Here is a 24,673-nt window from a genome sequence, read left to right as displayed (position 1 = left end):
GCGGGTGCCGGTTTACATTCACGGCGGCCGGGAAAGACCCGGAGAGCACCGGCGTAGGATGAGGGGCGATGACTACGAACGCGGGCGGCAGCGAAGAACACGCCAAAAACACAGCCCAGACGATGTACGAGGCACTCGGGGAGGACTTCTTCCGCCGGCTCGTCGGGGGCTTTTACAAAGAGGTGCGCGAGGACGATCTGATCGGTCCCATGTACCCCGAAGACGACTTCGACGGGGCGGAAGACCGGCTGCGGTGGTTCCTGGTGCAGTACTGGGGCGGCCCGCAGACCTTCAGCGAACGCCGTGGAGCACCGATGCTGCGCCGACGGCACTTCCCCTTCGCCATCGGAATGAAGGAAGCGGAGCGGTGGCTCGACCTGATGAGCAACTCGCTCGACCAGTTCACCGAGGACGAGCTCCTGCCGGCCCAAAGGGACGCGATCTGGGACAACATGCAGCGGGTCGCCTACATGATGATCAACCAGCCGGAGGACCACCCGGGAATGCGTTCGCAAGGCGGCAGCCTGATGTAACGGCACGGCTCAGCGGGATGAAATCCGTCACCGAAACGCCCACATAGTTAGTTTCCTAAAACTACGATGGCACCTATGCCATCTACGGTCACCACCCCTTCCCAGACACTGCTCGCGGTCGTGCCGCCGCTTGTTAAGAGCGGGCAGATAGCTGCACCGTTCGCTGCTGTGGACCTCGGAGCCTTCGACCACAATGCGGAGCAGATGGTCGGGCGGTCGCGCGGGTTGCCCATCCGTGTGGCGTCGAAATCCTTGCGCAGCACCGCAGCCCTGCGGCGGGCGCTGAACCACGACGGTTTTCAGGGGATTTTGTCCTACAGCGTCCCGGAGGCGATCTACCTGGCGCGCGAGGGCTTCGACGACATTGTCGTGGCCTACCCGAGCGTGAATGTGCCCGCGTTGCGTGAACTCGCGTCCGATCCCGCGCTGCGCGAAGTCATCACCGTCATGGTCGACTGCACCGAGCACCTCGACCTCATCGAGGCAGCGGCACAGGGCGCCGGGCCGGTGCGCGTGGCCATCGACCTCGACTGCACGCTCCACCTGCCCGGCGCGGTCATCGGGCCGCGGCGCTCCCCCGTCCGCTCGCCGGAGCAGGTGAGGGAACTGGCGCGGGGGATCGTCGATAAGCAATGCCTGCGTCTTGTGGGCGTGATGGCGTACGAGGGGCAGGTCGCGTCGGTCGCAGACGCGGAACCGGGTGTGGCGGGATCCGTGAAGCGGTGGCTGCGGCGCACCTCCATGGACCAGCTGGGGCCGCGCCGTAAAGCGTGCATCGACGCCGCGCGCGAGGTCGCGGACCTGGAATTCGTCAACGGAGGCGGCACGGGCTCGCTCGACGTCAGCGCGGCCGAGGGGACGCTGACGGAGCTCGCAGCGGGCTCCGGGTTCTACACCCCCGTCATCTTCGACAACTTCGCCACCGTGAACCACCGCGCGGCTGCGTTCTTCATCTGCCAGGTCTCGCGCATCCCCGCGCCGGGCTGGGCGACGGTGAATTCCGGCGGGTGGATCGCCTCCGGCCCACCCGCCGCGGACCGGGTACCGGTGGCGGTGCACCCCGGCGGGTTGAGCTACTCCGCGACAGAAGGCGCGGGCGAAGTGCAGACCCCTCTGCACGGACCAGCCGCGAACAGCTTGGCCGTGGGCGACCTTGTGTGGTTCCGCCACGCGAAGGCCGGGGAGATGACGGAGCACGTCGACGGAATCGTCGCCGTCCACCCGGACGGCGAAGCAGAAATGTGGGACACATACAGAGGAAATGGGTGGACACTGCGATGAGCACGACAATCAGCAACCCTGAAATGCGCACGGGCGCGACCTTCCGCAACTGGTCGGGGTCGGTGAGCACCTCACCGAGCGCGTTCTACTACCCCGCCACCATCGAGGAAGTTCAGCACATCGTGCGCACGCTTCCCGCGGGCCGGTCGGTGCGCACTGTCGGCGGCGGCCACTCCTTCACACCGGTCGCTGCGGGCGCGGACGCGATGATCAGCCTGGACAAGCTCGCGGGCATTGTCCGCATCGACCCGGAGACAAAACGCGTGCGCTTCCTCGCCGGCACGCGCCTGCACCGCATCCCGGAATACCTCCAGCCGTTCGGCCTCGCGCTGGCCAACCAGGGCGACATCGATGTCCAGTCGGTCGCCGGCGCGATCTCCACATCCACGCACGGCACGGGCATCGAGTGGACCGGCTTCGCAGGCACAGTCACGGGCCTTTCGCTTATCGACGCCTCCGGTGACCGCCGCGACTACTCCATCGACACCGATCCGGATGCTCTTCGTTTGGTCACCGTCTCCCTGGGCGCTCTCGGTGTCATCGTCGAGGTGGAGATGCAGTGCGTCGACGCATTCGATCTGCTCGCGGAAGAAGGAGCGGAGAGCCTCGACACCGTGCTGGACACGTGGGAGGAGCGCTCCCGCGCCGTGGACCACTACGAGGCGTTCTGGTTCCCGCACACGGGCCGCGCGATGGTGAAGTCCAATACCCGCCTGGCGCCGGGTGCTCCGGCACCCGGCGGGGAGCCCAAGGTGCGCGGGCGGTTCACCCGGTTCATCGAGGACGACCTGATCGGCAATGGAGCTTTCGCCGCCGCCCTGGCCGTGGCGCGAGCAGTTCCCCGCGCCACCCCGAAGCTCAACGGCATCGCCGCCGGCGCGATGGCCGCCAACCGCTACCGGTCCCGCGCGCACGACGTCTTTGCCACCCCGCGCCGCGTCCGCTTCCACGAAATGGAATTCGCGGTGCCTCTTGAAGCCGGACCGGAAGCCGTCCGCGAAATCCGGCGGGAAATGGACCGCCGCAACTGGCTCATCCCCTTCCCCCTCGAACTGCGCACCACTGCCGCCGACGACGTGGCACTGTCCACCTCAACCGGGCGTGAGTCCATGTACATCGCCTTCCACGTGCCCAAGGCAATGAACCCGCACGAGTTCTTCCCGCCCATCCAGGACGTGCTCCACGCTGCGGGCGGACGTCCGCACTGGGGCAAGATGCACACGCTCGGCCGCGCGGACTTCGCGGAAATGTACCCGCGTTTCGACGAATTCTGCGCCCTGCGCGAGCAGATGGACCCCACCCGGAAATTCGGGTCGGAGCACCTGAAGCAGCTGTTCGGTTAGCTCTTAACCGAACAGGTTGATGCCCCCGGCGGTGTAGTAGACGCTGCCGAATGGGGCATCGAGGCGGATCCACCGCCCGGCGGTGGACACGCGCAGGTGCCGCGGGATCTCCACCGGTGCGGCCGGCCCCGGAATCAACCCGAGGGAGGTGCAGGTGAAGATCATGCGCATCGGCACATCCACCGGCGCGCCGGAGGTCTCCTCGGCATCGGCGGTGAGCACGATCTGCTCGAGCAGCGAGCGCGGCGGGCCCATGGGCCCGGAGAATTGCCGGGCGAGACGCCGGCCCTGGTCGGCGAGATCCCTCACAACGTTTACCGGGACGATGTCGCGCTCGATGTAGCCGCTCTTCGGCGGCAGCGCCCCGAGCCAGTTCGCATCGCGGGCGGGACCGATTTCGAGCGGGCCATCAGCTTCTGCGCCGGCCGCGGAATCTTTCGCCAGCGCGTCGCGCAGGTCCTGCAGCGACACCACTGCCCCGTCGCGGGAGGCCTCGCCCGCCACCCGGCGCGATGCGACGCAGCTGAACGGGGTGGTCACAAAAACGTCGACGGCGGGGTTATCGGGGGTGGCAGCCAACGTCGAAAAGCGTGCTGAGCCCGTAGCGTCCAGGGCGAGCGCACGCTCGACGAGCGCCTTCAGCCCAGCTGCTCCAGCGTCGACGCGGAGGGACTCGGTAGCCACTACTCCGCGGACTCGCCGGCACCGGCGTTGAGAATGCCGCGCTCCGCCTGAGTGATCTCGCGCGGGGCTGCGGTGGACAGGTCCACGGCGACCAGCACGGTGTTGACTACGCCGCATACCCGGCCCTGGCGGTCCTTCAAATCCTGGCGGGTCTTGAAGGAGGTGTTGCCGATCTCGGTGACCGTGGTCTCCACCTCCACCGAGGTGGTGTCAGCCATGACCGGACGCAGGTAGTCGATCTCCACGTGGCGCACGAAGACCCCGAACTCCTGCTCCTGGTCGCTAAAATTCTCGCGCAGGAATGCGATGCGCGCTTCCTGCGAAATGTCGAGGAACTTGCAGTTATTCAGGTGGTCGTAACGGTCGAAATCGTTCCAACGCAGCGTGATGTGCTGGATGTTGTTCGGTGCGTTGTCGGCCATGAGTCCGGGGATCCTTTCTGTTCGGATATGTGGACTAGCGCGTCAGCTTGCGGTGTGTGACGCGCGACGGCTTGGCGGCTTCCTCGCCGAGTCGCTCCACCTTGTTGGCTTCGTAGTCGCCGAAGTTGCCTTCGAACCAGAACCACTTGCCTTCCTCAATATTGCCCTCCCAGGCGAGGATGTGGGTGCAGGTTCGGTCAAGGAACCAGCGATCGTGCGAAATGACCACGGCGCAGCCCGGGAATTTCTGCAGAGCGTTCTCCAGGGAGCCGAGGGTCTCCACATCGAGGTCGTTGGTCGGCTCGTCGAGCAGGATCAAGTTTCCGCCCTGCTTGAGCGTCAGCGCCAGGTTCAGGCGGTTGCGCTCACCACCGGAAAGCACCTTGGACGGTTTCTGCTGGTCCGGCCCCTTGAAGCCGAAGGCTGACAGGTACGCGCGCGACGGCATTTCATTCTGACCCACGTGAATGTAATCCAGGCCGTCGGAGACGACCTCCCACACCGTCTGCTCCGGGTCGATGTTCTCGCGGTTCTGGTCCACATACGAGATCTGGACAGTGTCGCCGACCTCCACGGTGCCGGAATCCGGCTCCTCGAACCCGACGATGGTCTTGAACAGCGTGGACTTACCCACACCGTTCGGGCCGATGACACCGACGATGCCGTTGCGCGGCAGCGTGAACGACAGGTCCTTGATCAGGGTGCGGCCGTCGAAGCCCTTGTTCAGGTCCTTGACCTCCACGACCTTGTTGCCCAGGCGCGGCGGGGTGGGGATCTGAATTTCCTCGAAGTCGAGCTTGCGGTACTGCTCCGCCTCGGCAGCCATCTCCTCGTAGCGCTCCAGACGGGCCTTGTTCTTCGCCTGACGTGCCTTCGGCGAGGACCGGACCCACTCCAGCTCGCCCTTCAGACGCTTCTGCAGCTTCTGGTCCTTCTTACCGGCGATCTCCAGACGCTCAGCCTTCTTCTCCAGGTAGGTGGAGTAGTTGCCCTCGTACGGGTACAGCTTTCCGCGGTCCACCTCGCAGATCCACTCCGCGACGTGGTCCAGGAAGTAGCGGTCGTGGGTCACAGCCAGGACGGCGCCCGGGTAATCCTGCAGGTGCTTCTCCAGCCACAGGACGGATTCGGCGTCGAGGTGGTTCGTCGGCTCGTCGAGAAGCAGCAAATCCGGCTGGGACAGCAGAAGCTTGGCCAGAGCGACGCGGCGGCGCTCACCACCGGAGAGGTTGGTCACCGGGGAGTCCGACGGCGGACAACGCAGAGCCTCCATGGCCTGCTCAATCTTAGAGTCGACCTCCCACGCGTCAGCCGCGTCGAGCTCCTCCTGCAGCTTGCCCATTTCTTCCATGAGCTCGTCGGAGTAGTTCGTGGCCATCTCGGTGGCGATCTCCTCGAAGCGCTGCTTCTTCTCAAAGATGTCGCCCAAGCCCTCTTCGACGTTCTCGCGGACCGTCTTCTCCTCGTTCAACGGCGGCTCCTGGAGCAGGATGCCCACGGTCGCGCCCGGATCAAGGAAGGCCTCGCCGTTATTCGGCTGGTCAATGCCCGCCATGATCTTCAGCAGCGAGGACTTACCCGCACCGTTCGGGCCCACGACACCGATCTTGGCGCCGGGATAAAAAGCCATCGTGACATTGTCCAGAATGACCTTGTCACCGACGGCCCTGCGAACATTCTTCATCGTGTAGATGAACTCGGCCACTTAAGTCCCCTTTACATGCGTGTAGGCGGTAGAACGTAAATCACCACAAAGGGTACATCACGCTCCCCGCCTGGGAACCGGCAGTGACCGCGAGCACGCACCCGCCGAAAACGGGTGTGTGAGCGGGGACGGACGCTAACCGACGGACACAGGTGTCCGGTTCTCTTCTGCGACCTCGCGCTCGCGGTCCGCGAAGCTCATCTCCTCCGCCGTGCCGTTACGTTCGATCACGCCGTCGACGCCGGCACCACCTTGGCTGTTAGCTTGGCCCTCGGCCTGCCCGTTCGCGGGCTCGTTGGCGGCGCCGCTGGTCCCGCCCGTGGAAATGGTGCCGACCTCATCGGCAATGTCCTCGCGCGTCGTTTCGGCGACCTCCTCCATCCCCTTGGGCGTGTGCTTCTGCACGCTGGTGGAGCGGGACGAGACCTGGAAGCGGGTGAGCTCCAGTGCGATCTGGTTGGCCTTGATGATGTGCTTGTAGCGGGTGTTGCCCTCGCCGTCGGTCCACTTGTCGGAGACGAGCCGGCCGACAACCACGACGGGCATTCCCTTGGCCAGAGATGCGCGGGTGTTCACCGCGAGCTGACCCCAGCACTCGACGTCGATGTAGAGCAAGTCGGTGTCCGCCCACTGGGCGTTGCCGTTCTCATCCTCCGAATCGGTGCGCACGCGGCGGCTGGTGGCCACGCGCATCCGGGTCAGAGTGCTGCCGGTGTCGAAGGTCTTGCACACCGGGTCGTCGGTGAGATTGCCGGACAGGGTGATGGGAAGTTGGGACATGGTCGTTGAACCTTTCATTGCGGGTGTGTGACTAGTGCGCCACCTGGCCCGATTAGGCGGTGACGCTTCAAGCCTTTCCCATGTGCGCACCCGGCGCGACCATGCCCGAAAAAGCCTGTGGATAGATTTCAGTTATCCACAGGCGACTGTTTTCGGGGGTTTATCGGCGGGAACCGTTAGAGCTCTTCTTGGAGTGCTCCGAGTACTGCGCCAGCATCTCGTTGTAGGCGCGCCACTGCTCGTCGTCGGACTCGTCCTCGCGCTGGTCAATATCCCTCGCATCAGCGCGATCGTCGCGCAGCCAGCCCAGAAGCAGGATGACGAAGACAAGCGCCATGGGGAAGCCGCCGGCGGCCCATCCGATGCCGCCACCAACCTTTTGGTCGCGCAGTAGATCAGGGTTCCATGGAAGTTCGAGGTTCGTGTAAAAGGTTTCCGCCAAAACAAAATTGAGCTGCATCAGGTACACGCCCATGAATAGGTGGATGGGCATGGAGGCGACGAACCACGCGAAACGGATCACCGTTGGGCGCCTGTTGGGCACATCATCCGGGCCGATGAGATCCCAGAAGTAGAAGTAGCCCGACAGGAGGAAGACCGCGTTCATGATCAGGTGGCCGGCATGCTCCGACACCGCGAACTCGTAAAGCGACGGGAAAACGTAGAGCACGTAGAAGACCACAAGGAATTGCAGGGTGGACACCGGCGGGTAGGTGATCACTTTGAGGAAGGTCGATTCCTCGAAGGCCTCAGCCCAGGCACGCGGGTTGAACTCCCCTTCCGGGTACGCTTCTTTGACCAGCGTCAGTGGCGCGCCCAGCACCAGGAAGACGGGCACCACCATGGACAGGATCATGTGCACGACCATATGAACCGAGAAGCTCGCGGGCATGTACATGCCGATTCCCGACGACATGGTCACGACGATCGTGGCGCAGCCCAGGAGCCACCATGCGGTGCGCGAGTGCTTCCAGCCCTCCACACGCCGGGTCAAGTGCAGGTAATAAACGGCAAGCAGAATCGCGATGACGCTGAAGAACACCTCGAAGCGCCACATACCGAAGACATTGGTCACAGTCGGCGCGACCTCGAGGTTGTACCCCATCTGAATCTGCATCGCCGTCAGGTCCGGCTGCAACGGAGCAGGCGGCGGCGTGCGCCCCATCGAGACAGCCACACCAGTCACGGCCGCCATCACGAGCGTTTCGGCGACCGCGATACGCCCGAACAACTCTGGCCTCTTCCCCAACTGGGGAATGGTCAACTGACGGTGCGCGAATCCCATCAAGCCGAGCACAGCCAGCCCAATCACTTTCAGCAGCACCGTCCACCCATAAGCGGTGGAAGTCAGGTCGGAGAACTGCACCCGGATCAACGCGTTGACCACTCCAGAGATCATCATGGTGACAAACGCGAATAACGCCACCGTGGAGTAGCGGCGCACCGCGGCCGGCATGTCCGGCCCCAAACGGCGCCCGTGCGCAACCAGCGCCAGCAATCCGCCGACCCACACCATCATGAACACGAGGTGCCACAGGTAGGAATTCGTCCCGTAGTCGTGGTTGCCGCCCGACGCGGAGTGACCCGACAGCCCCAGCGGCATGATGGTGATGACTGCGCCAATGAACAGCGCGACCTGCGAGCCCCAGGACCTGCACGCGAACCCGAACGCCGCGACCACCGCCGCAATGAGAGCGACGATCAACCAGATTGTCGCATCCGCCACCCGCTCCAGCGCCGTCGCCCACATCTCCGGTGAGAACATCACGTCAGTCAGCGGAGTTCCCGACACATCCGACAACACCAGCGGGATCATCACCAACGCGATGAGCGCCAGACCCGCACTCGCCCACGAGGCCGTGCGGGCGGTGATGTGGCCGTCGACGGTGAGCGAGGCGTCGGCAAGCTTTCTGCTGTCCGGCGGAATCATGAACGCCGAGAACATGAACGAACCGGTAGCCAACGCAGCCAGCAACCACGCGACCCCGCGCAACGCCGGCAACCCCGCCGTAGTGAGCGGACCCGGATCCGGGATGCCCAACGCCGCCAACGAACCGCCGACGAACGAGAAGGACAACGCCCCGGCCACTACGGCCCCGACCGCCAACACCGCAAGGTAGACAGGCCAGGCCGACTGCACTGCTTGCTTTCGCGACATGGCAATCACCCTACTTTTGATGGACGGCAATGTGGAAAGCCACTACCCGTGCGATACGATTAGTCCCGCCCAGAACGCAGTTGCACGTGCGCAAAGGGCGGGCCTCCATAGCTCAGTGGATTAGAGCATCCGGTTTCTACCCGGCTGGTCGCGGGTTCGAATCCTGCTGGGGGCGCCATTGTCCTCAGTCGCGACATTGTTGACAGATGAGTCGCGACATGGTGGGCACACTCCTTTTTGCACCTGGGCATGAATCCATTGGCATGATCCCGCCGTTGCCCACCATCGCGGTCTCTCGATTCATGCCGACCAATTCATGCCAATGCTCACCCCGGCTCTGAGCCAACGCTCACCCCGGCCCAGAGCCATCCGCGCCAATTGCGCACTAGAGTGCGCAATCTACGTGCGGAAACAGGGCGACATCGGCGGCCCGAGTACTTAGCATGAGGGCATGGGCATCACCGCAACCCTCAACGATCTGGAATTCCTCATGGCCACTGTCCACCCGCCGGCTTTCCTCGCATTAAGCGACGGACTGCCACTCAATGTCATCCAAAGAACAGTCAACGCGTATACGCCAGTTCTGGAGAAGGCCGGGGTGGACTTCCCTGCGGAACTGGTTGAGCTCTTCCACTGGCACAACGGCTCGAACCAAGAGGATGTCATCGGCCCGGTGCAGTTGCTCAGCCTCGAAGAGTCTTTGGAAACATGGCGCGCGCTGTTAGAAGCCATCGGAACCGAGTTCACCGTCGAGAACTGGTACTACCCCAGCTGGATTCCCTTCGCCAAGTCCTGGACCAACAGCTTCTTGTGCTTCGACGCGGTAGGTGTCGCTGGCGGCGAACGCGGTCAGATCGTGGACTTTGACCGGGAGCACCCCACGCGAAGCGTCCAATCGTTGTCGTTGGAGGACTGGCTTGAGACGGTGGTCGACGACTACACGCTCGAAGGGAATGTCCGCATGGATGGTGTCGCGGCCGGGGACGAGGGCGAAGATGGACTTTATGATTACGACCCGGACGAGGCCCCCGAGGGGCCGAACTGCCACGTCCGCGACTTCACGGCGGGTGAGTGAGCCGGCTGCCGGCCCGCTAAACGGGGTAATTTTCCGGTCGCGGCCGCCCAAGAATGGCTACGCTGGACTGTGCAAAGCGTCAACAACGTCTTTATTCACTGAAGGAGGACGCTATGTCCAACGAAGGCCCCATCCGCGAGGACAGCATCGACGACCTGACCGATCCGGAAGCTGACGCTGGTCTGCAGGAGCGCGCAGACAAGACCGGCCAGAAAGACACGGAAACCGACGCAGAGGAGCAGAAATAATGACGCAGCCGGGCAACACCACTGGCAACGCAGGCGGAGAGAAGGACAAGCTTCTCGACGCAGCGACGCGCCGCATCGGCAACGAGCCCGACACCGACCCGATCTCCGACCTGGACCGTCTGGAGTCCCGCGACTTGGATCACCTCGACGAGGAGAACCTTGACGAGGGCGACAGCAGCTTCGCCAACGACAACCCGGATGGGCCGAGCGAGCTGGTCTAACCACAAAGAACGGCTCCACCTGGGCCAACCACGCCACCTTGGGAACAAGGTGGCGTTTTTTATGCGCCGACACTTGACATCTTATCGAATAGCGATATTATCGAATCACGACAACATCGAATATCGATAAGACCCCATAGAAAGGATCAGCCGTGAACGCACAGACCGACCCCGCCGATATTCCCGCACACCGACCTAAAACCGGACCCGGGCCCGAGCAAGGTGCAGCAAAACAGAAGGACCGCACCGAATTCACATGGGCGGACGTTTTGAGCCCCGCCATCGCCATCATCTGGATCCTCCCCGAAATCGGCGACCTGATTGTCAACGGCACCATCTCATCGCGCCTCTCCCCCGCCATCGAGGGCGGTCTGCACCTCTCAGACTTGGACTCCGGCCCGCAAAGCTACTTCATCGTCGCACTCACACTGAAATTCATCGCTCTGCTTGCCACAGTCTTCTTTGTCACCCGGGCGTTGGGCGACATGGCTAACGGTCAGGTGTTCACCGAGCGAAATTCCCGCCGCTTCGTCGCAGGCATGACGAGCATCTTCGTCTACGGGTTCGCCCGCCTCGGTTTGGAGGGCATGGCCAATAACTACGCGTCGGCGCAACTGGGCATCGACTGGTGGCAGGACCCGGGCACTACGACGCCCCTCTCCGATCTGGCACCGGCACTGATTCTGGCTGTTGTCTTCGGCGCGTTGGCCACGATCCTGCGCCGCGGCGCCAAGCTCGAAGAGGACGTTGACGGCCTTGTCTAACCCCCACACTGAACCCCAGGTGGTCTGCCACCTCGATGAACTCATGGCCGCACGCGGAATCACCGGTGCGGCGCTCGCCGAGCAGGTGGGCATCACCCCCGTCAACCTGTCGGTGTTGAAGAACAACCGGGCGAAAGCAGTCCGGTTCAGCACCCTCGCCGCGATCTGCAAGGCGCTCGGCTGCCAACCAGGCGACATCTTCTCCGTCGAGCACCCCGAAAGCAATGAATAAGCCCCTGTAGGCTCGCAGACATGAGTTTCCCTTCCCCGACACGGAATTCCTACGCCCTGATCACCGGAGCGAGCCAAGGCATTGGCGAGGCCATGGCGCGCGATTTCGCCGCCGAAGGTCACAACCTCATCATTGTCGCCCGGCGCGAAGACGTCCTGGCCGCACTGGCAGAGGAGCTCGAGCGCAAACACGGCATCGAGGTCATCGTGGCGGCGCATGATCTGTCGGTCGAGGGGGACGTCGATAAGCTGCTTTCACTCATCAGCGAAAAAGAAGTTTCCATTTGCGTGAATTCCGCTGGCATCGCCTCCTTCGGGCCGTTCATGGACCAAGACTGGACGTATGAGACGAACCAGTTCAACCTGAACGCCACTGCCGTTTTCCGCATCACTAAGGCAGTGCTCGACCAAATGGTCCCGCGTGGCCAGGGCGCTTTGTGCAATGTCGGTTCCGCTGCCGGCAACGTCCCGATCCCTAACAACGCCACCTACGTGCTCACCAAGGCCGGCGTCAACGCGTTCACCGAAGCGCTGCACTACGAGCTGAAGAAGACCGGTGTGCACTGCACGCTCCTCGCCCCCGGCCCCGTGCGCGCTGCCGTCATCCCCGAAGAGGAGCAATCCATCGTGGACAAGGTCGTGCCCGACTTCCTCTGGACCACCTACGAGTCCTGCTCACGCGAAACTATCGACGCAATGAAGAAGAACCGCCGACGCATCACGCCCGGCCCACTGTCCAAGGCCATGGACTTCGTATCCTCCTACGCACCGCGCGGTGCGCTCGCTCCGGTGATGGGCTGGTTCTACGCCAAAATGGGCTAGCGTGGGCCCCATGAGTGAAGCACTGGCCGCGAAAGACGACCGCATCGTATGGGTCGATTTAGAGATGACGGGCCTGGACCCCGACCGCCACGTGATCGTGGAAGTCGCCGCCCTGGTCACCGATGCTGATCTGAACATTCTCGACGGCGGCATCGACTTAGTCGTTCACGCCACCGACGAAGAGCTGGCGGAAATGGACGATTTCGTCACAGACATGCACGGTTCCTCCGGGTTGACCGAGCAGATCAAATCCTCCACCGTCACCGTCGAAGAGGCCGAGGACGCAGTCTTAGCACTGGTGGAGAAGCACTGCGGAGAGCACCGCCCTCCCCTTGCCGGTAATTCCATCGCAACAGACCGCACATTCATCCGCGCCCAAATGCCGCGGCTGGACGCCGCCTTGCATTACCGGATGATCGACGTCTCCACCGTCAAGGAACTCACGCGACGCTGGTTCCCCAAGGCCTACTACAACCAGCCGGAGAAGGGCATGGCGCACCGTGCTCTGGCTGACATCGTCGAATCCATTCGTGAACTCGACTACTACCGCCGCGCCGTGTTCGTGCCCGCACCGGGCCCGTCGTCTTCCGAAGCTAACAGGAGCACCAAAGCAGCGACCGAGGCTTACCAGCAGTTTTTGTAAAAACGCGTCGGTGAACTAATGTAAAAGACCGCTGCTCCGGCAGCGATGGTGGCTGTAGTTCAGCTGGTAGAGCACCAGGTTGTGATCCTGGGTGTCGCGGGTTCGAGCCCCGTCAGCCACCCCAAATTCATCAGTCGCGACATTGTTGACAGATGAGTCGCGACATGGTGGACAAAACCGGCGTCTTGGATTTGTTTTCCAGGGCGCCGGTTTTGGGTATTAAACGAAAAACTGTATCCGGCTCGGCGTGTTGTTCAACCCGTCACAACACGTGCCGATCACAGCCTCAGCGCTTCGCTTGCGCAGCCCGCAGGCCGTTCAAGATCACGACGACTTCGGCAACCTCGTGAACCAACACGACGGCGGCAAGGCCCAGCACGCCGCTGATCGCCAGCGGCATCAACACAATGATGATGGCCAGAGACAGCACGATGTTTTGGTTGATGATCCTGCTGCCTCGGCGGGCGTGCTGCAGCGCCTGCGGGATCAGCCGGAGGTCGTGGCCGGTGAAGGCGACGTCAGCGGACTCGATCGCGGCGTCAGAGCCGGTCGCTCCCATCGCGATGCCCACCGTTGCGCCCGCCAGTGCCGGAGCGTCGTTGATGCCGTCGCCGATCATCGCCGTCGGCGTCTTGGAGGAGAGTTCGGCGACGATGCTTGCCTTGTCCTCTGGGCGCAGCTCGGCGCGCACGTCGTCGATCCCGGCGATTTCAGCCAGCGCCCGGGCGGTGCGAGTGTTGTCGCCGGTGAGCATGCTCACTTTCACGTCGTTGGCGTGCAGGGTCTGCACGGCTTCGGGCACCTCGGGCCGCAACTCGTCGCGGACCCCGATCGCCCCGGCGAGAGCGTCATCGACAGTGACCAGTACGCAGGTCTGGCCCTCGGACTCCATGCGCTCAACGTCTGCCTTTAGTGGCCCGGCGTCGATCCACCGGGGGCTGCCCACCAGCACCCGTCGGCCTTCGACGGTGCCGCTGATGCCGTGCCCGGCTTCCTCGCTGATGTCCAAGGCGGCGGGCGCTTCGGGCCCCGCTGCCGCGATCGCCGCGGCGAGGGGATGCGTCGAATGCTGTTCAACTGCCGCCGCGAAGGCAAGCACCTCCGCCCGATCGAATCCGTCTGCCGGGACCACGCCGGTAACCTCAGGCTGGTTGCGGGTGAGGGTTCCAGTCTTGTCCACCGCCAGGTGACGGATGCCGCCGAGCCGCTCGAATGCCGCGCCGGACTTGATGACCACGCCAAACTGGCTGGCCGCGCCGATCGCGGCCACGACCGTCAGCGGCACGGAGATTGCCAGCGCGCACGGTGACGCTGCGACCAGGACCACCAGCGCACGGGTGATCCACGTCTCAGGGTCGCCGAGCAGCGAGCCGATCACGCCGACCAGCACCGCCAGGATCATCACCCCGGGCACTAGGGGCTGGGCAATCCGGTCGGCGATCCGGGCGCGGTCGCCCTTTTCCGCCTGCGCCTGCTCGACTAGGTCCACGAGTGTGGTCAGTGAGTTGTCCGTTCCAGCTGCGGTCGTCTCGACCTCCAGCACACCGGCGGAGTTGATCGCTCCCGCGGGCACCTCGTCGCCGGGCGCGACCTCCTCCGGAATGGATTCTCCAGTGATCGCTGAGGTGTCAAGGCTGGAGCGTCCGGAACGAATGATGCCGTCCGTGGCGATCCGCTCCCCGGGGCGCACGAGCATCAGCTCGCTAACCACGAGGTCCTTCGCTGCGACCTCGACCGCCGTGCCGTCGCGCAGCACCGTCGCGGTCTGCGGCACCAACTTCAACAGCGCCCGCAGCCCGCCTTGGGCCCGGTCCAATGCCTTGTCCTCCAGTGCCTCAGCGATCGAGTACAGGAACGCTAGCGCCGCGGCCTCTCCGACGAAGCCGAGGATCACCGCGCCGACCGCGCTGATCGTCATCAGCAGGCCAATGCCGAGCTTTCGCTTCGTGACAAGGTTCCGGATCGCTCCAGGCGCGAACGTGTATGCGCCCAACAGCAGGCCGACCCAAAACAGTACCGTCGCGGGTGTCTCCAAGTCGGACCAGTCCAGCACCAGGCCTATGCAGAGGGCAACGCCGGAGAAGATCGGCAGTAGCAACTCGGGGTCCTTCCACCAAGGCCGATCGCGCTCTTCGATCTCCGCGGCGGGTTCGTGTTCGCAACCACACGCCGAGCTCATGCCTCCGCTCCTTTCCCGCCGCAGCCGGGCACCGAGCACTCAGGGTCGATGCACGGGGCGTTTTCGTCGACAGCCAACGTCGCGTTCACCAGCGCGTCGAGCGCTGCCGCGAGGTGCGGATCGGCGATTTCGTAGCGAGTCTTCCGGCCCTCCGGCTCGGCGACGACGATCCCGCAGTCGCGCAGGCAGGTCAGGTGGTTCGAGACGTTCGAGCGGGTCAGGTCCAGGTCGCGCGAAAGCACGGCCGGGTAGCTCGGGCCGTCAAGTAGGGTCATCAGGATTCTGGAGCGCGTCGGATCCGCCATGGCCCGGCCGAGCCGGTTCATGACGTCGAGGCGCGAAGCAATAGTCAGCATGTACTGCACTATACAGCACATGCTGAATTGTTCAAGATACACTGAACTACAATGAACGCGCAATAACCGCGACCTGCAGGAATTGCTCGATAGGATAGCCGGTGACCGGACCTTCGCGGTTCGGCCGCCAGCCCAACGCGGGGGCGACGTGGGTGGCGAAGTTGCCCAAGGTCTTAACGTTGACGTCCACGCCCATGCCGGTGTGGTCTCGTGCCACGTCCGCACCGTTGGGTGCTTCGCCCTTGCAGCTGAAGGCCTCCCAGCCGCGGTCAGCCACCTCGGGGGCGCCGCGCGAAACGCCCAAGGCCACGCGGCCACCGGAGAGCTGGAATAGCGACGCGGCCTCTTCGGCGAGGTAGAGCGGGTTCTCATAGCGCATGTCAATAACTCCGGTGCCCACCTCGATGTGCTTGGTGGTGGCTGCGACAGCACCAAGCAGCGACATCGGGGCGGATGCCTGCGGCACGAAGTGGTGGACACGGAAGGACGCGTTATTCACGCCGACCTTATCCGCAGCCAGGGCGATCTCCAGGTGAATCTTGGCAATCTCTTCCGCAGACGGCCCCCGCTGGCCACCGAAGGCGTAGTGCCCGAAGCTTAGGAATCCAAACGCTTTCATTAAATAACACTCCTTTTGATGACATATCAACAACCAAGATATTGCCTCGCTTCAGGCTTGCCACGGGCGGCGGCGGGTTGAAGAGTCCCGGGCTTTAGGAGCGGACGAGGCGGGCGATGGCGTCGGCAGCTTCGACAAGTTTTTCTTCGGCTGCTGGCCCGTCGGTTTGGGCAGCACGAACAACGCAGTGGCGCATATGGTCATCGAGCAGGCTCAGCGCGACGTTATTCAGGGCTGAGGTGATGGAGCTGATCTGGGTGAGGATATCGATGCAATATTTCTCTTCATCGATCATGCGATGAATCCCGCGGGCCTGGCCTTCAATCCGTTTCAATCGGGCCAGGTAGCGGTCTTTGTCACTGATATAGCCGTGGTCAGCGGAATCAGCATGCGGGGTTTTAGTCATGGGCCTGCTTTCTTCGTACACCAGAGTTGTCACAGCAGTGTCTCATGTTAGGCGTCCACGGTTTCGGGCGTACGGCCAAGGGACCTGGCAGCACTGGCAGCTGGGGTTAGATCCAGGCGGCGCAGCAGCTGGGCGTTGAGGGCTACTACCACGGTGGAGACCGACATCAGGATTGCACCCACGCTCATCGGTAATACGAACCCGATCGGAGCCAGCACTCCAGCGGCCAAGGGGACAGCCGCAATATTGTAGCCGGCAGCCCACCACAGGTTCTGCTTCATTTTCCGGTAGGTGGCCTCGGAGAGCTCAAACACGGACAAGACTGAGCGGGGATCCGAGGAGGCCAGGATGACCCCGGCCGAGCTGATGGCCACATCGGTGCCGGCACCAATAGCGATGCCCACATCGGCCTGAGCCAAAGCTGGGGCGTCGTTGACCCCATCACCGACCATGGCCACTTTACGGCCCTCGGCCTGGAGTTCAGCGACCTTGGCGGCCTTATCTTCGGGTCGGACCCCAGCAAAGACCCGGTCAATACCCAGCTCTTTGGCCACGGTCTCGGCCACGGCTTGGGCATCGCCGGTGATCATCACGACCTGGACCCCGCGGGCATGCAGGGCATCCACGGTGTCACGGGATTCTGGTCGGATTTCATCAGCTAGTCGCAGCGCGCCGATAACCTGGCCATCGGCCAGCACGTGAAGAATGATTGCGCCTTCTTTGCGCCACTGCTCAGCAATGCCTAACTCATCTTGGGAGTGATGGTCTAACAGGTAGGGACCCCCGACTTCAATGACCGCGTCATTGACCGTCGCTTTGACGCCTACAGCTGGGGAAGATGAAAAATCAGTGGCGCCTGGCACATCGAGTTTCCGAGCGCGGGCAGCGCCGACAATGGCCTGCGCTAAGGGGTGTTCGCTATCGGCTTCAGCAGCAGCAGCCAACGCTAACACCTCATCTTTGGTCCGATCACCGACGGAGTGGATCCCGGTGACGGTGGGTTCACCTTTGGTCAGCGTGCCGGTTTTATCGAACAGCACTGAATCCACGGTGCGCATCGATTCCAGCGCCAAGCGATCTTTGATCAGCACCCCGCCACGAGCTGCACGCTCAGTGGCAATCGATACCACCAACGGAATGGCCAGGCCCAAAGCGTGAGGGCACGCAATGACGAGCACCGTGATGGTGCGTACTACGGCGGCGTCGGGCATGCCCAGCATGGACCACGCCAGCGCGGTAATTACCGCAGCCCCGAAGGCGAACCAGAACAACCAGCCGGCGGCGGTATCGGCGATGCGTTGGGCTTTGGAGGAGGAGGCTTGGGCATCGGCGACCAGTTTCTGGATACCCGCCAGTGCGGTGTCATCTCCAGTGGCGGTGACTTTGACCCGCAGCCCGGAATCTGTGGCGACAGTGCCGGCCACGACGTGCTCGTTCAGCCCGCGTCGAACGGTTGTGGATTCCCCGGTGACCATGGATTCATCCATAGACGCATTACCCTCGATGATCTGCCCATCGGCTGGGACCGCAGCCCCTGGCCGGACAATGACGACATCCCCAACGACCAGCTCCGCCGGCGTGACGGTGACGACATCATCGCCGTCGACCTTCTCGGCTTCATCCGGAAGCAAGGCGGCCAGGGAGTCTAAGGCGGAGGAGGTTTGGGCCAGGGAGCGCATTTCAATCCAGTGGCCTAACAACATAATGACCACCAGTAGGGCCAGTTCCCACCAGAAGTTCAGCTCGTGATCCAGAATGCCCAGGGTCGCCCCCCAGGAGGCAACAAAGGCCACTGTGATAGCTAACCCAATAAGCAGCATCATGCCCGGTTGCCGGGACCGAATCTCGGAGACTGCCCCAGCCAGGAATGGCTGGCCGCCCCAGAAATAAATGATCGTGCCCAGGATCGGCGACACCCACCACACCCACGCCGCGTCAGGTAACTGATAGCTCAAAAGGTCCGCGAACATCGGATCGAACGTGACCACTGGAATACCCAGCACCAACATGATCCAAAATAACCGCCGGAATTGTCCGACATGATCCCCGTGGCCCCCGTGGCCATGTCCGGCATGGCCTCCGTGCATCTCGTGGCCGGAATGGTGCCGGCCTTCCTGGCCGTGCCCGCCTAGGGCGTGTTCGTGATGCTCATTCCCGTCGTGACCCATGCCGCGATCTTGGCTTGATTGATGATCCCCCTGATGGACGGCGGTTTCAGTAGCGCGCGCCTGTTGATGCGCAGTGTGGTGTGTGGGGTGATGGTGGTCGTGGCGGTCGTGTTCAACCATGCTGGATTCCTTTCCGCGGAGGTGATCATGAATTGTTTCCATACCCGGAGAACCGGGAGATACCCATCGAGCGCGTAGCGCCTGGCGAGAGCTTTCGGGCTCATCAGGTCGTTGGGCTGGGTGATGGTTTCAAACTAGTCACTTGATGCTCAATAACCCGCCACATCGACCGCGGCGAGCACGCCAGCATCATCAACCCGCTTTTCACCGGTGACGGCCAATCAGTCCGATCAGTCACTGACCTGGACATCGCTCGCCCCAGGAAGCGGTGAGACGGGCCCTCCTTTCAGCTCGCTTGCTCTTCTAGCCTATACCCCTATAGGGTATATCTCAACGGATTGAACCGTCCAGTAATGCGTTGCACGACAGGAGTACTGATGAACAAGCTGACCCAGATAACTCGACTTACTCTCGTCGCAGCAGTGGGTGCTTTGGCCCTGACCAGCTGTGCCGAACCCGGTGACGACGAGACTGCCCCAGAATCCGCGCCCACCCAAGACCAGGTGCGCACCGATACCTCCAGTCCCGATACACAGGCCCACGATCATGACTCGGATGGCGGCCCAGCACCGGCGGGAATCCAGGAAGCCACCGATCCCACATATGCCGTCGGCGACTCTGTGATCCTCAACGCTGACCATATGCCCGGCATGGATGGCGCTGAAGCCAAAATTTCTGGCGCATTTGATACGACCACATATTCGGTGAGCTACACGCCCACCGATGGCGGTGAGGCGGTGACGAACCATAAATGGGTTGTCCACGAAGAACTCGCAGATCACGGCGAAGCACCGCTTGAAGCAGGCAATCAAGTTATTTTGAACGCCGATCACATGCCCGGAATGAAAGGGGCAGAAGCCACCATTGATAGCTCCACCGACGAAACCGTCTACATGGTCGATTTCGAGATGGACGGCATGGAAATGACCAATCACAAATGGGTAGTGGAAAGCGAAATCCAACCCCGCAACTAAGGCGCTGAAATAAAAGCACCCTGTGCAGTTTCTCTCCGCGAGGATCAGCACAGGGTGTTCGCGTTGGTCTCGGTCCGCCTAGCCTTCGTCGGCGTTACCGGCCTTCAATGTCTCCCAATCCAGGTTCCAGTACCCAAGGCCGTCCAAACCGTCGAGAGTGCCGCCGCTGGTGTTGACCACCTCGACCGGGTCGCCCTGCTTGACGTACTCCATGAACCACTGCGCGTCACCGGGCGCGGCATTCACACAACCATGAGACTGGTTGTAACTGCCGAGAGCTCCCACAGCCCACGGGGCAGAGTGAACGTAGATGCCCGACCATGACATCTGGGTGGCGTAGTTGACAGGAGTGCGGTAACCGCCGTTCTCCAGCGCCAACCCGTAGGTCGTGGAGTCCATGGTCATGGACTCGTTCCTGTCCCCAACAACGTAGAGTCCGTTCGGGGTAGCGAATTCGCCGTCACGCCCCAGCGACACCGGGAAGGACTTCACCACTTCGTCACCGTGGTACACCGTGAGCGTCTTCGTGTTGTCGTCCACCACCGTTTTGACCAGGTCGCCGATGGTGAAACTGGACGTGGAGTCCTCCGCGCCGTACATGCCGTCGCCGAAGCTCTTACCGTAGATATCGGCCGTGACCGTCACGTGAGTTCCGGGCACCCAGTAGTCCTTCGGACGCCAGACCAAGTGATTGGGCTCCAGCCAGTAGAAAGCACCCTCGGTGTTGTTCGAAGTCTCCACCGTGATTGCATCCTGCATTGCCTGACGGTCCGCGGGCGCCACATCGAAGTAGAAGTTCACAGCGTGAGCGACACCGACCTCGGAGCCGTCCAGCGGACCGATATAAGCGGAAATCTGGCTATCTGGGACAACAGTAGTGAAAACCGATTGCGAAGTCTCCCCGTGCACCGTGGTGGCCTCTACGGTGTACTCGCGGCCGTAGCCCAGCGGTTCAGAGGTAGTCCATTCCGTCTTGTCAGCGTTGAACTCAGCCTCGACCTCGCGGCCTTCCTCATTCTTCATGGTGACGGATTCAAGACCATCGGGGGAAGTCACCGTCACCGGATCTCCCGGCTCCACATCCGCAGCTCCGTCTTCAACAGAAATGACCGCAGGGTCATGGTGCTCCGCCTCAGCGGCATCCGAGGACTCAGCCGCAGTTCCCGAACGGTCGATCGTGCACGCCGTCAAAGAACCGCCTAGCAACATCAGAGCAGCACCAACGGCAACGAACCGACGCAGACCCCACACAGAATTTTCAGCCATCAGCAACCACGCAACCCTCGAATCCGCCAATGAAGAGACTTCTCATCCCCAACGCAATGTTCACTCACTCTATAGGTCGTACCGAGACTGATTCCAGTTACACGCCCACGACCCGGGGAGCACTCTCCGGCACCCCATCTGCCCCTGCAACGCGTCCGCTGCAGAACTTATTTCATGATGTTATACCCATACCTGAACCATCCCCCTGACCAGGCGATTTCTCTCGTTTGAAACAAGCTGCTATATTTTCTTCTCGTTGCCTTCACGGCACAGACAACAAGCGCCATTAGCTCAATTGGCAGAGCAACTGACTCTTAATCAGTGGGTTCGGGGTTCGATTCCCTGATGGCGCACAGCAGACCAGGCTCCACAGTCTAGAGATTGTGCGGCCTGGTTTTTTCGATGCCCGCCTGGGGCTCGCAGCGGCAGCTACATTGGGGACTGTGAGAACCGAGTCCCCCTCCCCCAGCCCCTCAATTACCGCAATCACCGTGTTCGCCGGCGCGCGCGAGGGGGTGGACGAGGCGATGACCACTGCCGCGTACGGCTTCGGAACGGCATTGGCACGTAACAGCATCGCGCTCGTTTACGGCGGCGGCCGCCTGGGCATGATGGGGGCCGTCGCTCAAGGCGCGATCGATGGCGGCGGGGAGACTATCGGGATCATGCCCAGGCACCTTGCACAGCACGAGATCGCCCATACGGGGCTCACAGAACTGGTGCTCGTGGACACGCTGGCCGAACGCAAACGCATGATGAGCCAGAGGTGCGGCGCGTTCGTCGCGCTCCCCGGGGGCGCGGGTACGCTCGACGAGCTTTTCGACGAATGGACCAACCAACAACTCGGCCTCCACACCAAACCGATCGGGTTACTCGACGCAGATTTCTGGCAGCCGCTCACGGCTATGATCGACCACATGGTCGCCGCCGGCTTCGTTCGCCAAGCAGATCGGGACAGCCTCATCGTCGCCGATGACCCCGACGAGCTCCTAGAGGGGCTGTCTGCTTGGGAACCTCAGCCGCCGCGTTGGGGGTAGCTGGCGCTGTACGCTGGCATCATGACTACGCAGAACACAGGATCACGGGCACTTATCGTCGTCGACGTGCAGAACGATTTCTGCCCCGGCGGAGCGTTGGGGACCGAGCGCGGTGACGAAGTGGCGACGAAGATTGCCGACCTCATCTCGACACAGAGCGACCGCAGCGGCGAGTACTCCCACATCGTCGCCACCCAGGACTGGCACATCGACCCCGGCGCGCACTTCGCGGAGAATCCCGACTTCGTGGACACGTGGCCCGTGCATTGCGTCGCGGACTCGGAGGGGGCGGCGCTGCGCAGCCCGATCGCGAACGTCCCCTTTGACGAGTACTTCCGCAAAGGGGAGTATGAGGCGGCGTATAGCGGGTTCGAGGGGGCGTCGATAAGCGGAAAAGCTTTGCTCGCGGAATGGCTGCGTACACGCGGCATCGAGAACCTCGATGTCGTGGGCATCGCCACCGACCACTGCGTGCGCGCCACCGTGCTCGACGGGCTGAAGGAAGGCTTCGGCGTGCGCGTGCTCGCAGACAAGTGCTCGCCTGTCGACGACGCCCGGGGCGCAGCTGCCCTCGATGAAATGCGTGATGCTGGCGCGGAAATCGCATGAAAAACGCTGCTCCCAAGCTAGGGAGCAGCGCGCGAAACCTGGTGCTTAACGCTGCGACAGCAGACGCTGCAGCTCCTTCAGATCCTTCTTCTTCTTGCGCTTGTTAGCGAAGCTGATGGCTACCAGCGCCGCGACAGCGACTCCGATGCCTGCGAGCACCTTCTGCACGGACTCATCCTGCAGCTTCGCGGAGACCTGCTTCTTCGCGTCGTTCGCCAGGTTCTCCGGGCGGGTACGGTCCGCCAGCTCGTCAATGGTGGCGGCGAGGTTGCCGCGGGTGCGCTCAATGTCGCGCTGAATGTCGTTAATGTCTCGTGCCACTTTCGTCTCCCAGATCGAACTTGGATAAAGCTTTTGTCTCGCTCCCACAGTACTTGATGTCGCTACAGTGGCGGGCATGACTGAAGCAACACGTTTGACCGAAGGCGACAAAGCTCCCGAATTCTCCCTCCCCAACGACAAAGGTGACACCGTCTCACTCGCGGACTACGCTGGCAAGCGCGTCATCGTGTACTTCTACCCCAAAGCCAACACCCCGGGGTGCACCACAGAGGCCTGCGACTTCAGCGAGAACCTCTCCGAATTCGAGGACGCTTCCGTCGCCGTCGTGGGAATCAGCCCCGACTCCCCGGAAAAACTGGCGAAATTCCGGGCCGACCACGACCTCACCATCGAGCTGCTCAGCGACGAATCCAAGAATGTCATGACCGCATACGGCGCTTTCGGCGAGAAGAAGAACTACGGAAGGATCGTCCAGGGCGTCATCCGCTCCACCTTCCTCGTCGGCGCCGACGGCACAATCGAATCCGCCCAGTACAACGTCAAGGCGACCGGCCACGTAGGCCGTTTGCTGCGCGACTTGGACCTCTAGACCTCCCTGTGCCCACCTTCGCGCCCGCACACAGAGAGCGCTACGGGGCGCTGTTTCCCCGACACGAGCGCACGCGGTACACTATGAACCGCTTTGCGCGCCCGTGGCGGAATTGGCAGACGCGCTGGATTTAGGTTCCAGTGCCGTAAGGCGTGTGAGTTCAAGTCTCACCGGGCGCACCATTTTTCACCGAGGCGGTTCCATCTATTGGAGGGACCGCCTCAAACTTTTGGCGGGTACGCGCCACTTGATAGAATGCCCAGCGTGAGCAACCATGCGGCAGACCCCGGTAACGGACAGGAACCCCCCAAGCGGGAGCACGTCCGCGTCCGCGCCTGGCACGTTATCTTGCTCGTCGCCGCCGTCGTAGTGACCCTACTTCTCGCCCGCTGGCAGTGGCAGAGGTTCCAGTCCGGCACAGGCTCGCTCCAAAACCTGGGGTACGCGATGCAGTGGCCGTTCTTCGGCGCGTTCGTGGTGTTCATCTACCGCGCCGGCATGCGGATGGAGAACGAGAAGATCGACGCCGAGAACTCCGGCGACACCATGCAAGCTCTTTACGAGGCGGACAAAGCAGCATTCGGCGACCCCGGCGCGATGACGGAGATCGACGAAGACTTTCTGCCCAGCCGCCCCACCATGGGCATCGACGAATACAACGCGCGGTTCGCACCGCGCCGCGCAAGTGGTGCGGACGTGGAGAGCACTGAGACAGCGTCCGCCCAGATTTCAGACGAGAAAGATAGGTGATCCACCATGACTGACCCGACCGGACAGCCCGCGCAGAATTCCGCCCGCACTGGTGGCGCGGCCCCGCGCATCCACCCTGAGCGCCAGCGTCGCGTCCGCACTGCCCTCCGGTTGTTCTCTGTCGCAGCGTGGATCACCGGTGTCATGCTGCTCTTGCTCTGCGTCCGCATGATCATGGAATACGGCTTCCACATGGATGTCAGCGCGCTGGGTTGGGTGGCCATCCTCCACGGCTGGATGTACGCCCTGTTCCTGCTAGCCACGCTGAACTTGGGCATGAAGGCACGCTGGTCCACGCAACAGTGGATTATCACCGCTCTCGCCGGCGTGGTGCCGTTCCTGTCTTTCTTTGTCGAAGCTTGGCGCCGTAAAGAAGTCACTGAGGAATTCGCGCTCTAACTCGACAGG

The 24,673-nt window shown here is 62.6% G+C and carries 27 protein-coding genes, 4 tRNA genes and 1 pseudogene; 20 read left to right on the top strand and 12 right to left on the bottom strand.

Annotated elements, in window-relative coordinates; translation table 11 throughout:
* Positions 1-68: 68 nt before the first annotated feature.
* The 3 genes from CZ338_RS07470 (at position 69) to CZ338_RS07460 (ending at position 3,157) form a co-directional block, all read left to right on the top strand.
* Positions 69-533, top strand: a complete 465-nt coding sequence (locus tag CZ338_RS07470; RefSeq protein WP_087117634.1) for a globin — start codon at positions 69-71, stop codon at positions 531-533.
* 75 nt (positions 534-608) lie between these two features.
* Positions 609-1,814: an alanine racemase gene (locus CZ338_RS07465; RefSeq protein ID WP_087117633.1), complete on the top strand. Its 1,206-nt coding sequence runs from the start codon at positions 609-611 to the stop codon at positions 1,812-1,814.
* Positions 1,811-3,157 carry a D-arabinono-1,4-lactone oxidase gene (locus CZ338_RS07460; protein WP_235839503.1) on the top strand — a complete coding sequence of 449 codons (1,347 nt, stop codon included), beginning with the start codon at positions 1,811-1,813 and terminating at the stop codon, positions 3,155-3,157. The genes CZ338_RS07465 and CZ338_RS07460 overlap by 4 nt, the downstream gene beginning before the upstream one ends.
* A gap of 3 nt (positions 3,158-3,160) precedes the next feature.
* On the opposite strand, the gene CZ338_RS07455 is transcribed toward CZ338_RS07460, so the two are convergent.
* The 5 genes from CZ338_RS07455 to CZ338_RS07435 all read right to left on the bottom strand — a co-directional run bounded on the left by CZ338_RS07455 (position 3,161) and on the right by CZ338_RS07435 (position 8,906).
* Positions 3,161-3,841, bottom strand: a complete 681-nt coding sequence (locus CZ338_RS07455; protein ID WP_087117632.1) for a hypothetical protein — start codon at positions 3,839-3,841, stop codon at positions 3,161-3,163.
* Entirely contained in the window at positions 3,841-4,263 is a 423-nt protein-coding gene (locus tag CZ338_RS07450; RefSeq protein ID WP_087117631.1) for an acyl-CoA thioesterase, read from the bottom strand. The genes CZ338_RS07455 and CZ338_RS07450 overlap by 1 nt, the downstream gene beginning before the upstream one ends.
* Before the next feature lie 34 nt (positions 4,264-4,297).
* The gene (gene ettA, locus CZ338_RS07445; RefSeq protein ID WP_087117630.1) at positions 4,298-5,968 is read right to left on the bottom strand and encodes an energy-dependent translational throttle protein EttA; all 1,671 of its coding nucleotides are present in this window, start codon (positions 5,966-5,968) and stop codon (positions 4,298-4,300) included.
* A gap of 135 nt (positions 5,969-6,103) precedes the next feature.
* Positions 6,104-6,748 (bottom strand): single-stranded DNA-binding protein, encoded by a 645-nt coding sequence (locus CZ338_RS07440; RefSeq protein ID WP_162287325.1) that lies wholly within the window; start codon positions 6,746-6,748, stop codon positions 6,104-6,106.
* Between the two features lie 160 nt (positions 6,749-6,908).
* Complete coding sequence (locus CZ338_RS07435) at positions 6,909-8,906, bottom strand: bifunctional copper resistance protein CopD/cytochrome c oxidase assembly protein (protein ID WP_087117628.1); 1,998 nt, start codon at positions 8,904-8,906, stop codon at positions 6,909-6,911.
* A gap of 101 nt (positions 8,907-9,007) precedes the next feature.
* Between CZ338_RS07435 and CZ338_RS07430 the strand changes: the two genes are divergently transcribed.
* The 9 genes from CZ338_RS07430 to CZ338_RS07395 all read left to right on the top strand — a co-directional run bounded on the left by CZ338_RS07430 (position 9,008) and on the right by CZ338_RS07395 (position 13,034).
* Positions 9,008-9,084 (top strand) — tRNA-Arg (locus CZ338_RS07430).
* Positions 9,085-9,357: 273 nt separating this feature from the next.
* Positions 9,358-9,981: an SMI1/KNR4 family protein gene (locus tag CZ338_RS07425; RefSeq protein ID WP_087117627.1), complete on the top strand. Its 624-nt coding sequence runs from the start codon at positions 9,358-9,360 to the stop codon at positions 9,979-9,981.
* Between the two features lie 113 nt (positions 9,982-10,094).
* Entirely contained in the window at positions 10,095-10,229 is a 135-nt protein-coding gene (locus tag CZ338_RS11265; protein WP_268875427.1) for a hypothetical protein, read from the top strand.
* On the top strand, positions 10,229-10,450 hold the full coding sequence (locus CZ338_RS07420; protein WP_087117626.1) for a hypothetical protein: 222 nt from the start codon (positions 10,229-10,231) through the stop codon (positions 10,448-10,450). The genes CZ338_RS11265 and CZ338_RS07420 overlap by 1 nt, the downstream gene beginning before the upstream one ends.
* Before the next feature lie 152 nt (positions 10,451-10,602).
* Complete coding sequence (locus CZ338_RS07415; RefSeq protein ID WP_235839502.1) at positions 10,603-11,214, top strand: hypothetical protein; 612 nt, start codon at positions 10,603-10,605, stop codon at positions 11,212-11,214.
* Entirely contained in the window at positions 11,198-11,446 is a 249-nt protein-coding gene (locus tag CZ338_RS07410; RefSeq protein WP_407919370.1) for a helix-turn-helix domain-containing protein, read from the top strand. Before CZ338_RS07415 ends, CZ338_RS07410 begins: the two co-directional genes overlap by 17 nt.
* A gap of 20 nt (positions 11,447-11,466) precedes the next feature.
* Positions 11,467-12,267: a mycolate reductase gene (gene cmrA, locus CZ338_RS07405; RefSeq protein ID WP_087117624.1), complete on the top strand. Its 801-nt coding sequence runs from the start codon at positions 11,467-11,469 to the stop codon at positions 12,265-12,267.
* A gap of 10 nt (positions 12,268-12,277) precedes the next feature.
* A complete protein-coding gene (gene orn / locus CZ338_RS07400; RefSeq protein ID WP_087118185.1) occupies positions 12,278-12,910 on the top strand; it encodes an oligoribonuclease in 633 nt (210 codons plus the stop codon).
* A gap of 48 nt (positions 12,911-12,958) precedes the next feature.
* A tRNA-His gene (locus CZ338_RS07395) sits at positions 12,959-13,034 on the top strand.
* 162 nt (positions 13,035-13,196) lie between these two features.
* Here the strand turns inward: CZ338_RS07395 and CZ338_RS07390 are convergent.
* The 5 genes and pseudogenes from CZ338_RS07390 to CZ338_RS07370 form a co-directional block, all read right to left on the bottom strand.
* Positions 13,197-15,089 carry a heavy metal translocating P-type ATPase gene (locus tag CZ338_RS07390; protein WP_087117623.1) on the bottom strand — a complete coding sequence of 631 codons (1,893 nt, stop codon included), beginning with the start codon at positions 15,087-15,089 and terminating at the stop codon, positions 13,197-13,199.
* Positions 15,086-15,445, bottom strand: coding sequence for a Cd(II)/Pb(II)-sensing metalloregulatory transcriptional regulator CmtR (cmtR, locus tag CZ338_RS07385; protein WP_087118184.1), 360 nt, complete (start codon positions 15,443-15,445; stop codon positions 15,086-15,088). The genes CZ338_RS07390 and cmtR overlap by 4 nt, the downstream gene beginning before the upstream one ends.
* A gap of 208 nt (positions 15,446-15,653) precedes the next feature.
* Positions 15,654-16,064, bottom strand: a pseudogene (locus tag CZ338_RS07380) (LLM class flavin-dependent oxidoreductase); the annotation flags it as partial.
* Between the two features lie 94 nt (positions 16,065-16,158).
* The gene (locus CZ338_RS07375) at positions 16,159-16,470 is read right to left on the bottom strand and encodes a metal-sensitive transcriptional regulator (RefSeq protein WP_076599909.1); all 312 of its coding nucleotides are present in this window, start codon (positions 16,468-16,470) and stop codon (positions 16,159-16,161) included.
* 47 nt (positions 16,471-16,517) lie between these two features.
* The gene (locus CZ338_RS07370) at positions 16,518-18,479 is read right to left on the bottom strand and encodes a heavy metal translocating P-type ATPase (RefSeq protein ID WP_087117621.1); all 1,962 of its coding nucleotides are present in this window, start codon (positions 18,477-18,479) and stop codon (positions 16,518-16,520) included.
* A 656-nt stretch (positions 18,480-19,135) separates the two neighbouring features.
* On the opposite strand from CZ338_RS07370, the gene CZ338_RS07360 reads away from it, so the two are divergent.
* Positions 19,136-19,732: a YdhK family protein gene (locus CZ338_RS07360; RefSeq protein WP_087117619.1), complete on the top strand. Its 597-nt coding sequence runs from the start codon at positions 19,136-19,138 to the stop codon at positions 19,730-19,732.
* A 78-nt stretch (positions 19,733-19,810) separates the two neighbouring features.
* Here the strand turns inward: CZ338_RS07360 and CZ338_RS07355 are convergent, their stop codons facing one another.
* The gene (locus CZ338_RS07355; protein WP_235839501.1) at positions 19,811-20,998 is read right to left on the bottom strand and encodes a L,D-transpeptidase; all 1,188 of its coding nucleotides are present in this window, start codon (positions 20,996-20,998) and stop codon (positions 19,811-19,813) included.
* A gap of 280 nt (positions 20,999-21,278) precedes the next feature.
* On the opposite strand from CZ338_RS07355, the gene CZ338_RS07350 reads away from it, so the two are divergent.
* The 3 genes from CZ338_RS07350 to CZ338_RS07340 all read left to right on the top strand — a co-directional run bounded on the left by CZ338_RS07350 (position 21,279) and on the right by CZ338_RS07340 (position 22,644).
* A tRNA-Lys gene (locus CZ338_RS07350) sits at positions 21,279-21,351 on the top strand.
* Between the two features lie 90 nt (positions 21,352-21,441).
* On the top strand, positions 21,442-22,035 hold the full coding sequence (locus CZ338_RS07345; RefSeq protein WP_235839500.1) for an LOG family protein: 594 nt from the start codon (positions 21,442-21,444) through the stop codon (positions 22,033-22,035).
* Between the two features lie 21 nt (positions 22,036-22,056).
* The gene (locus CZ338_RS07340) at positions 22,057-22,644 is read left to right on the top strand and encodes a nicotinamidase (RefSeq protein WP_087117618.1); all 588 of its coding nucleotides are present in this window, start codon (positions 22,057-22,059) and stop codon (positions 22,642-22,644) included.
* Between the two features lie 45 nt (positions 22,645-22,689).
* On the opposite strand, the gene CZ338_RS07335 is transcribed toward CZ338_RS07340, so the two are convergent.
* Positions 22,690-22,965: a DUF3618 domain-containing protein gene (locus CZ338_RS07335; RefSeq protein WP_087117617.1), complete on the bottom strand. Its 276-nt coding sequence runs from the start codon at positions 22,963-22,965 to the stop codon at positions 22,690-22,692.
* 76 nt (positions 22,966-23,041) lie between these two features.
* Here CZ338_RS07335 and bcp point away from each other — a divergent pair, with 76 nt between their 5' ends.
* The 4 genes from bcp to CZ338_RS07315 all read left to right on the top strand — a co-directional run bounded on the left by bcp (position 23,042) and on the right by CZ338_RS07315 (position 24,664).
* Complete coding sequence (gene bcp / locus CZ338_RS07330; RefSeq protein WP_087117616.1) at positions 23,042-23,515, top strand: thioredoxin-dependent thiol peroxidase; 474 nt, start codon at positions 23,042-23,044, stop codon at positions 23,513-23,515.
* Positions 23,516-23,612: 97 nt separating this feature from the next.
* Positions 23,613-23,697: transfer RNA gene (locus tag CZ338_RS07325), tRNA-Leu, on the top strand.
* 82 nt (positions 23,698-23,779) lie between these two features.
* Positions 23,780-24,265 carry a hypothetical protein gene (locus CZ338_RS07320; protein ID WP_235839499.1) on the top strand — a complete coding sequence of 162 codons (486 nt, stop codon included), beginning with the start codon at positions 23,780-23,782 and terminating at the stop codon, positions 24,263-24,265.
* Positions 24,266-24,271: 6 nt separating this feature from the next.
* Positions 24,272-24,664: a DUF3817 domain-containing protein gene (locus tag CZ338_RS07315; RefSeq protein ID WP_087117614.1), complete on the top strand. Its 393-nt coding sequence runs from the start codon at positions 24,272-24,274 to the stop codon at positions 24,662-24,664.
* The last annotated feature ends 9 nt before the right edge of the window (positions 24,665-24,673 follow it).

The sequence above is a fragment of the Corynebacterium urinipleomorphum genome (genome assembly GCF_900155535.1).
In the GTDB taxonomy this organism is placed as follows: Bacteria; Actinomycetota; Actinomycetes; order Mycobacteriales; family Mycobacteriaceae; genus Corynebacterium; species Corynebacterium urinipleomorphum.
The sequence above is the reverse complement of the archived record's forward strand: the minus strand, read 5'-3'. Positions and strand labels throughout refer to the sequence as shown.

Excerpts from the sequence above, each read along its gene's own strand:
- CZ338_RS07470 (WP_087117634.1), top strand. The coding sequence starts at position 69 with ATGACTACGAACGCGGGCGGCAGCGAAGAACACGCCAAAAACACAGCC.
- CZ338_RS07465 (WP_087117633.1), top strand. The coding sequence starts at position 609 with ATGCCATCTACGGTCACCACCCCTTCCCAGACACTGCTCGCGGTCGTG.
- CZ338_RS07460 (WP_235839503.1), top strand. The coding sequence starts at position 1,811 with ATGAGCACGACAATCAGCAACCCTGAAATGCGCACGGGCGCGACCTTC.
- CZ338_RS07450 (WP_087117631.1), bottom strand. The coding sequence starts at position 4,263 with ATGGCCGACAACGCACCGAACAACATCCAGCACATCACGCTGCGTTGG.
- CZ338_RS07440 (WP_162287325.1), bottom strand. The coding sequence starts at position 6,748 with ATGTCCCAACTTCCCATCACCCTGTCCGGCAATCTCACCGACGACCCG.
- CZ338_RS07435 (WP_087117628.1), bottom strand. The coding sequence starts at position 8,906 with ATGTCGCGAAAGCAAGCAGTGCAGTCGGCCTGGCCTGTCTACCTTGCG.
- CZ338_RS07425 (WP_087117627.1), top strand. The coding sequence starts at position 9,358 with ATGGGCATCACCGCAACCCTCAACGATCTGGAATTCCTCATGGCCACT.
- CZ338_RS11265 (WP_268875427.1), top strand. The coding sequence starts at position 10,095 with ATGTCCAACGAAGGCCCCATCCGCGAGGACAGCATCGACGACCTGACC.
- CZ338_RS07420 (WP_087117626.1), top strand. The coding sequence starts at position 10,229 with ATGACGCAGCCGGGCAACACCACTGGCAACGCAGGCGGAGAGAAGGAC.
- cmrA (WP_087117624.1), top strand. The coding sequence starts at position 11,467 with ATGAGTTTCCCTTCCCCGACACGGAATTCCTACGCCCTGATCACCGGA.
- orn (WP_087118185.1), top strand. The coding sequence starts at position 12,278 with ATGAGTGAAGCACTGGCCGCGAAAGACGACCGCATCGTATGGGTCGAT.
- CZ338_RS07390 (WP_087117623.1), bottom strand. The coding sequence starts at position 15,089 with ATGAGCTCGGCGTGTGGTTGCGAACACGAACCCGCCGCGGAGATCGAA.
- cmtR (WP_087118184.1), bottom strand. The coding sequence starts at position 15,445 with ATGCTGACTATTGCTTCGCGCCTCGACGTCATGAACCGGCTCGGCCGG.
- CZ338_RS07375 (WP_076599909.1), bottom strand. The coding sequence starts at position 16,470 with ATGACTAAAACCCCGCATGCTGATTCCGCTGACCACGGCTATATCAGT.
- CZ338_RS07370 (WP_087117621.1), bottom strand. The coding sequence starts at position 18,479 with ATGTTGGTGCTGGGTATTCCAGTGGTCACGTTCGATCCGATGTTCGCG.
- CZ338_RS07360 (WP_087117619.1), top strand. The coding sequence starts at position 19,136 with ATGAACAAGCTGACCCAGATAACTCGACTTACTCTCGTCGCAGCAGTG.
- CZ338_RS07355 (WP_235839501.1), bottom strand. The coding sequence starts at position 20,998 with ATGGCTGAAAATTCTGTGTGGGGTCTGCGTCGGTTCGTTGCCGTTGGT.
- CZ338_RS07340 (WP_087117618.1), top strand. The coding sequence starts at position 22,057 with ATGACTACGCAGAACACAGGATCACGGGCACTTATCGTCGTCGACGTG.
- bcp (WP_087117616.1), top strand. The coding sequence starts at position 23,042 with ATGACTGAAGCAACACGTTTGACCGAAGGCGACAAAGCTCCCGAATTC.
- CZ338_RS07315 (WP_087117614.1), top strand. The coding sequence starts at position 24,272 with ATGACTGACCCGACCGGACAGCCCGCGCAGAATTCCGCCCGCACTGGT.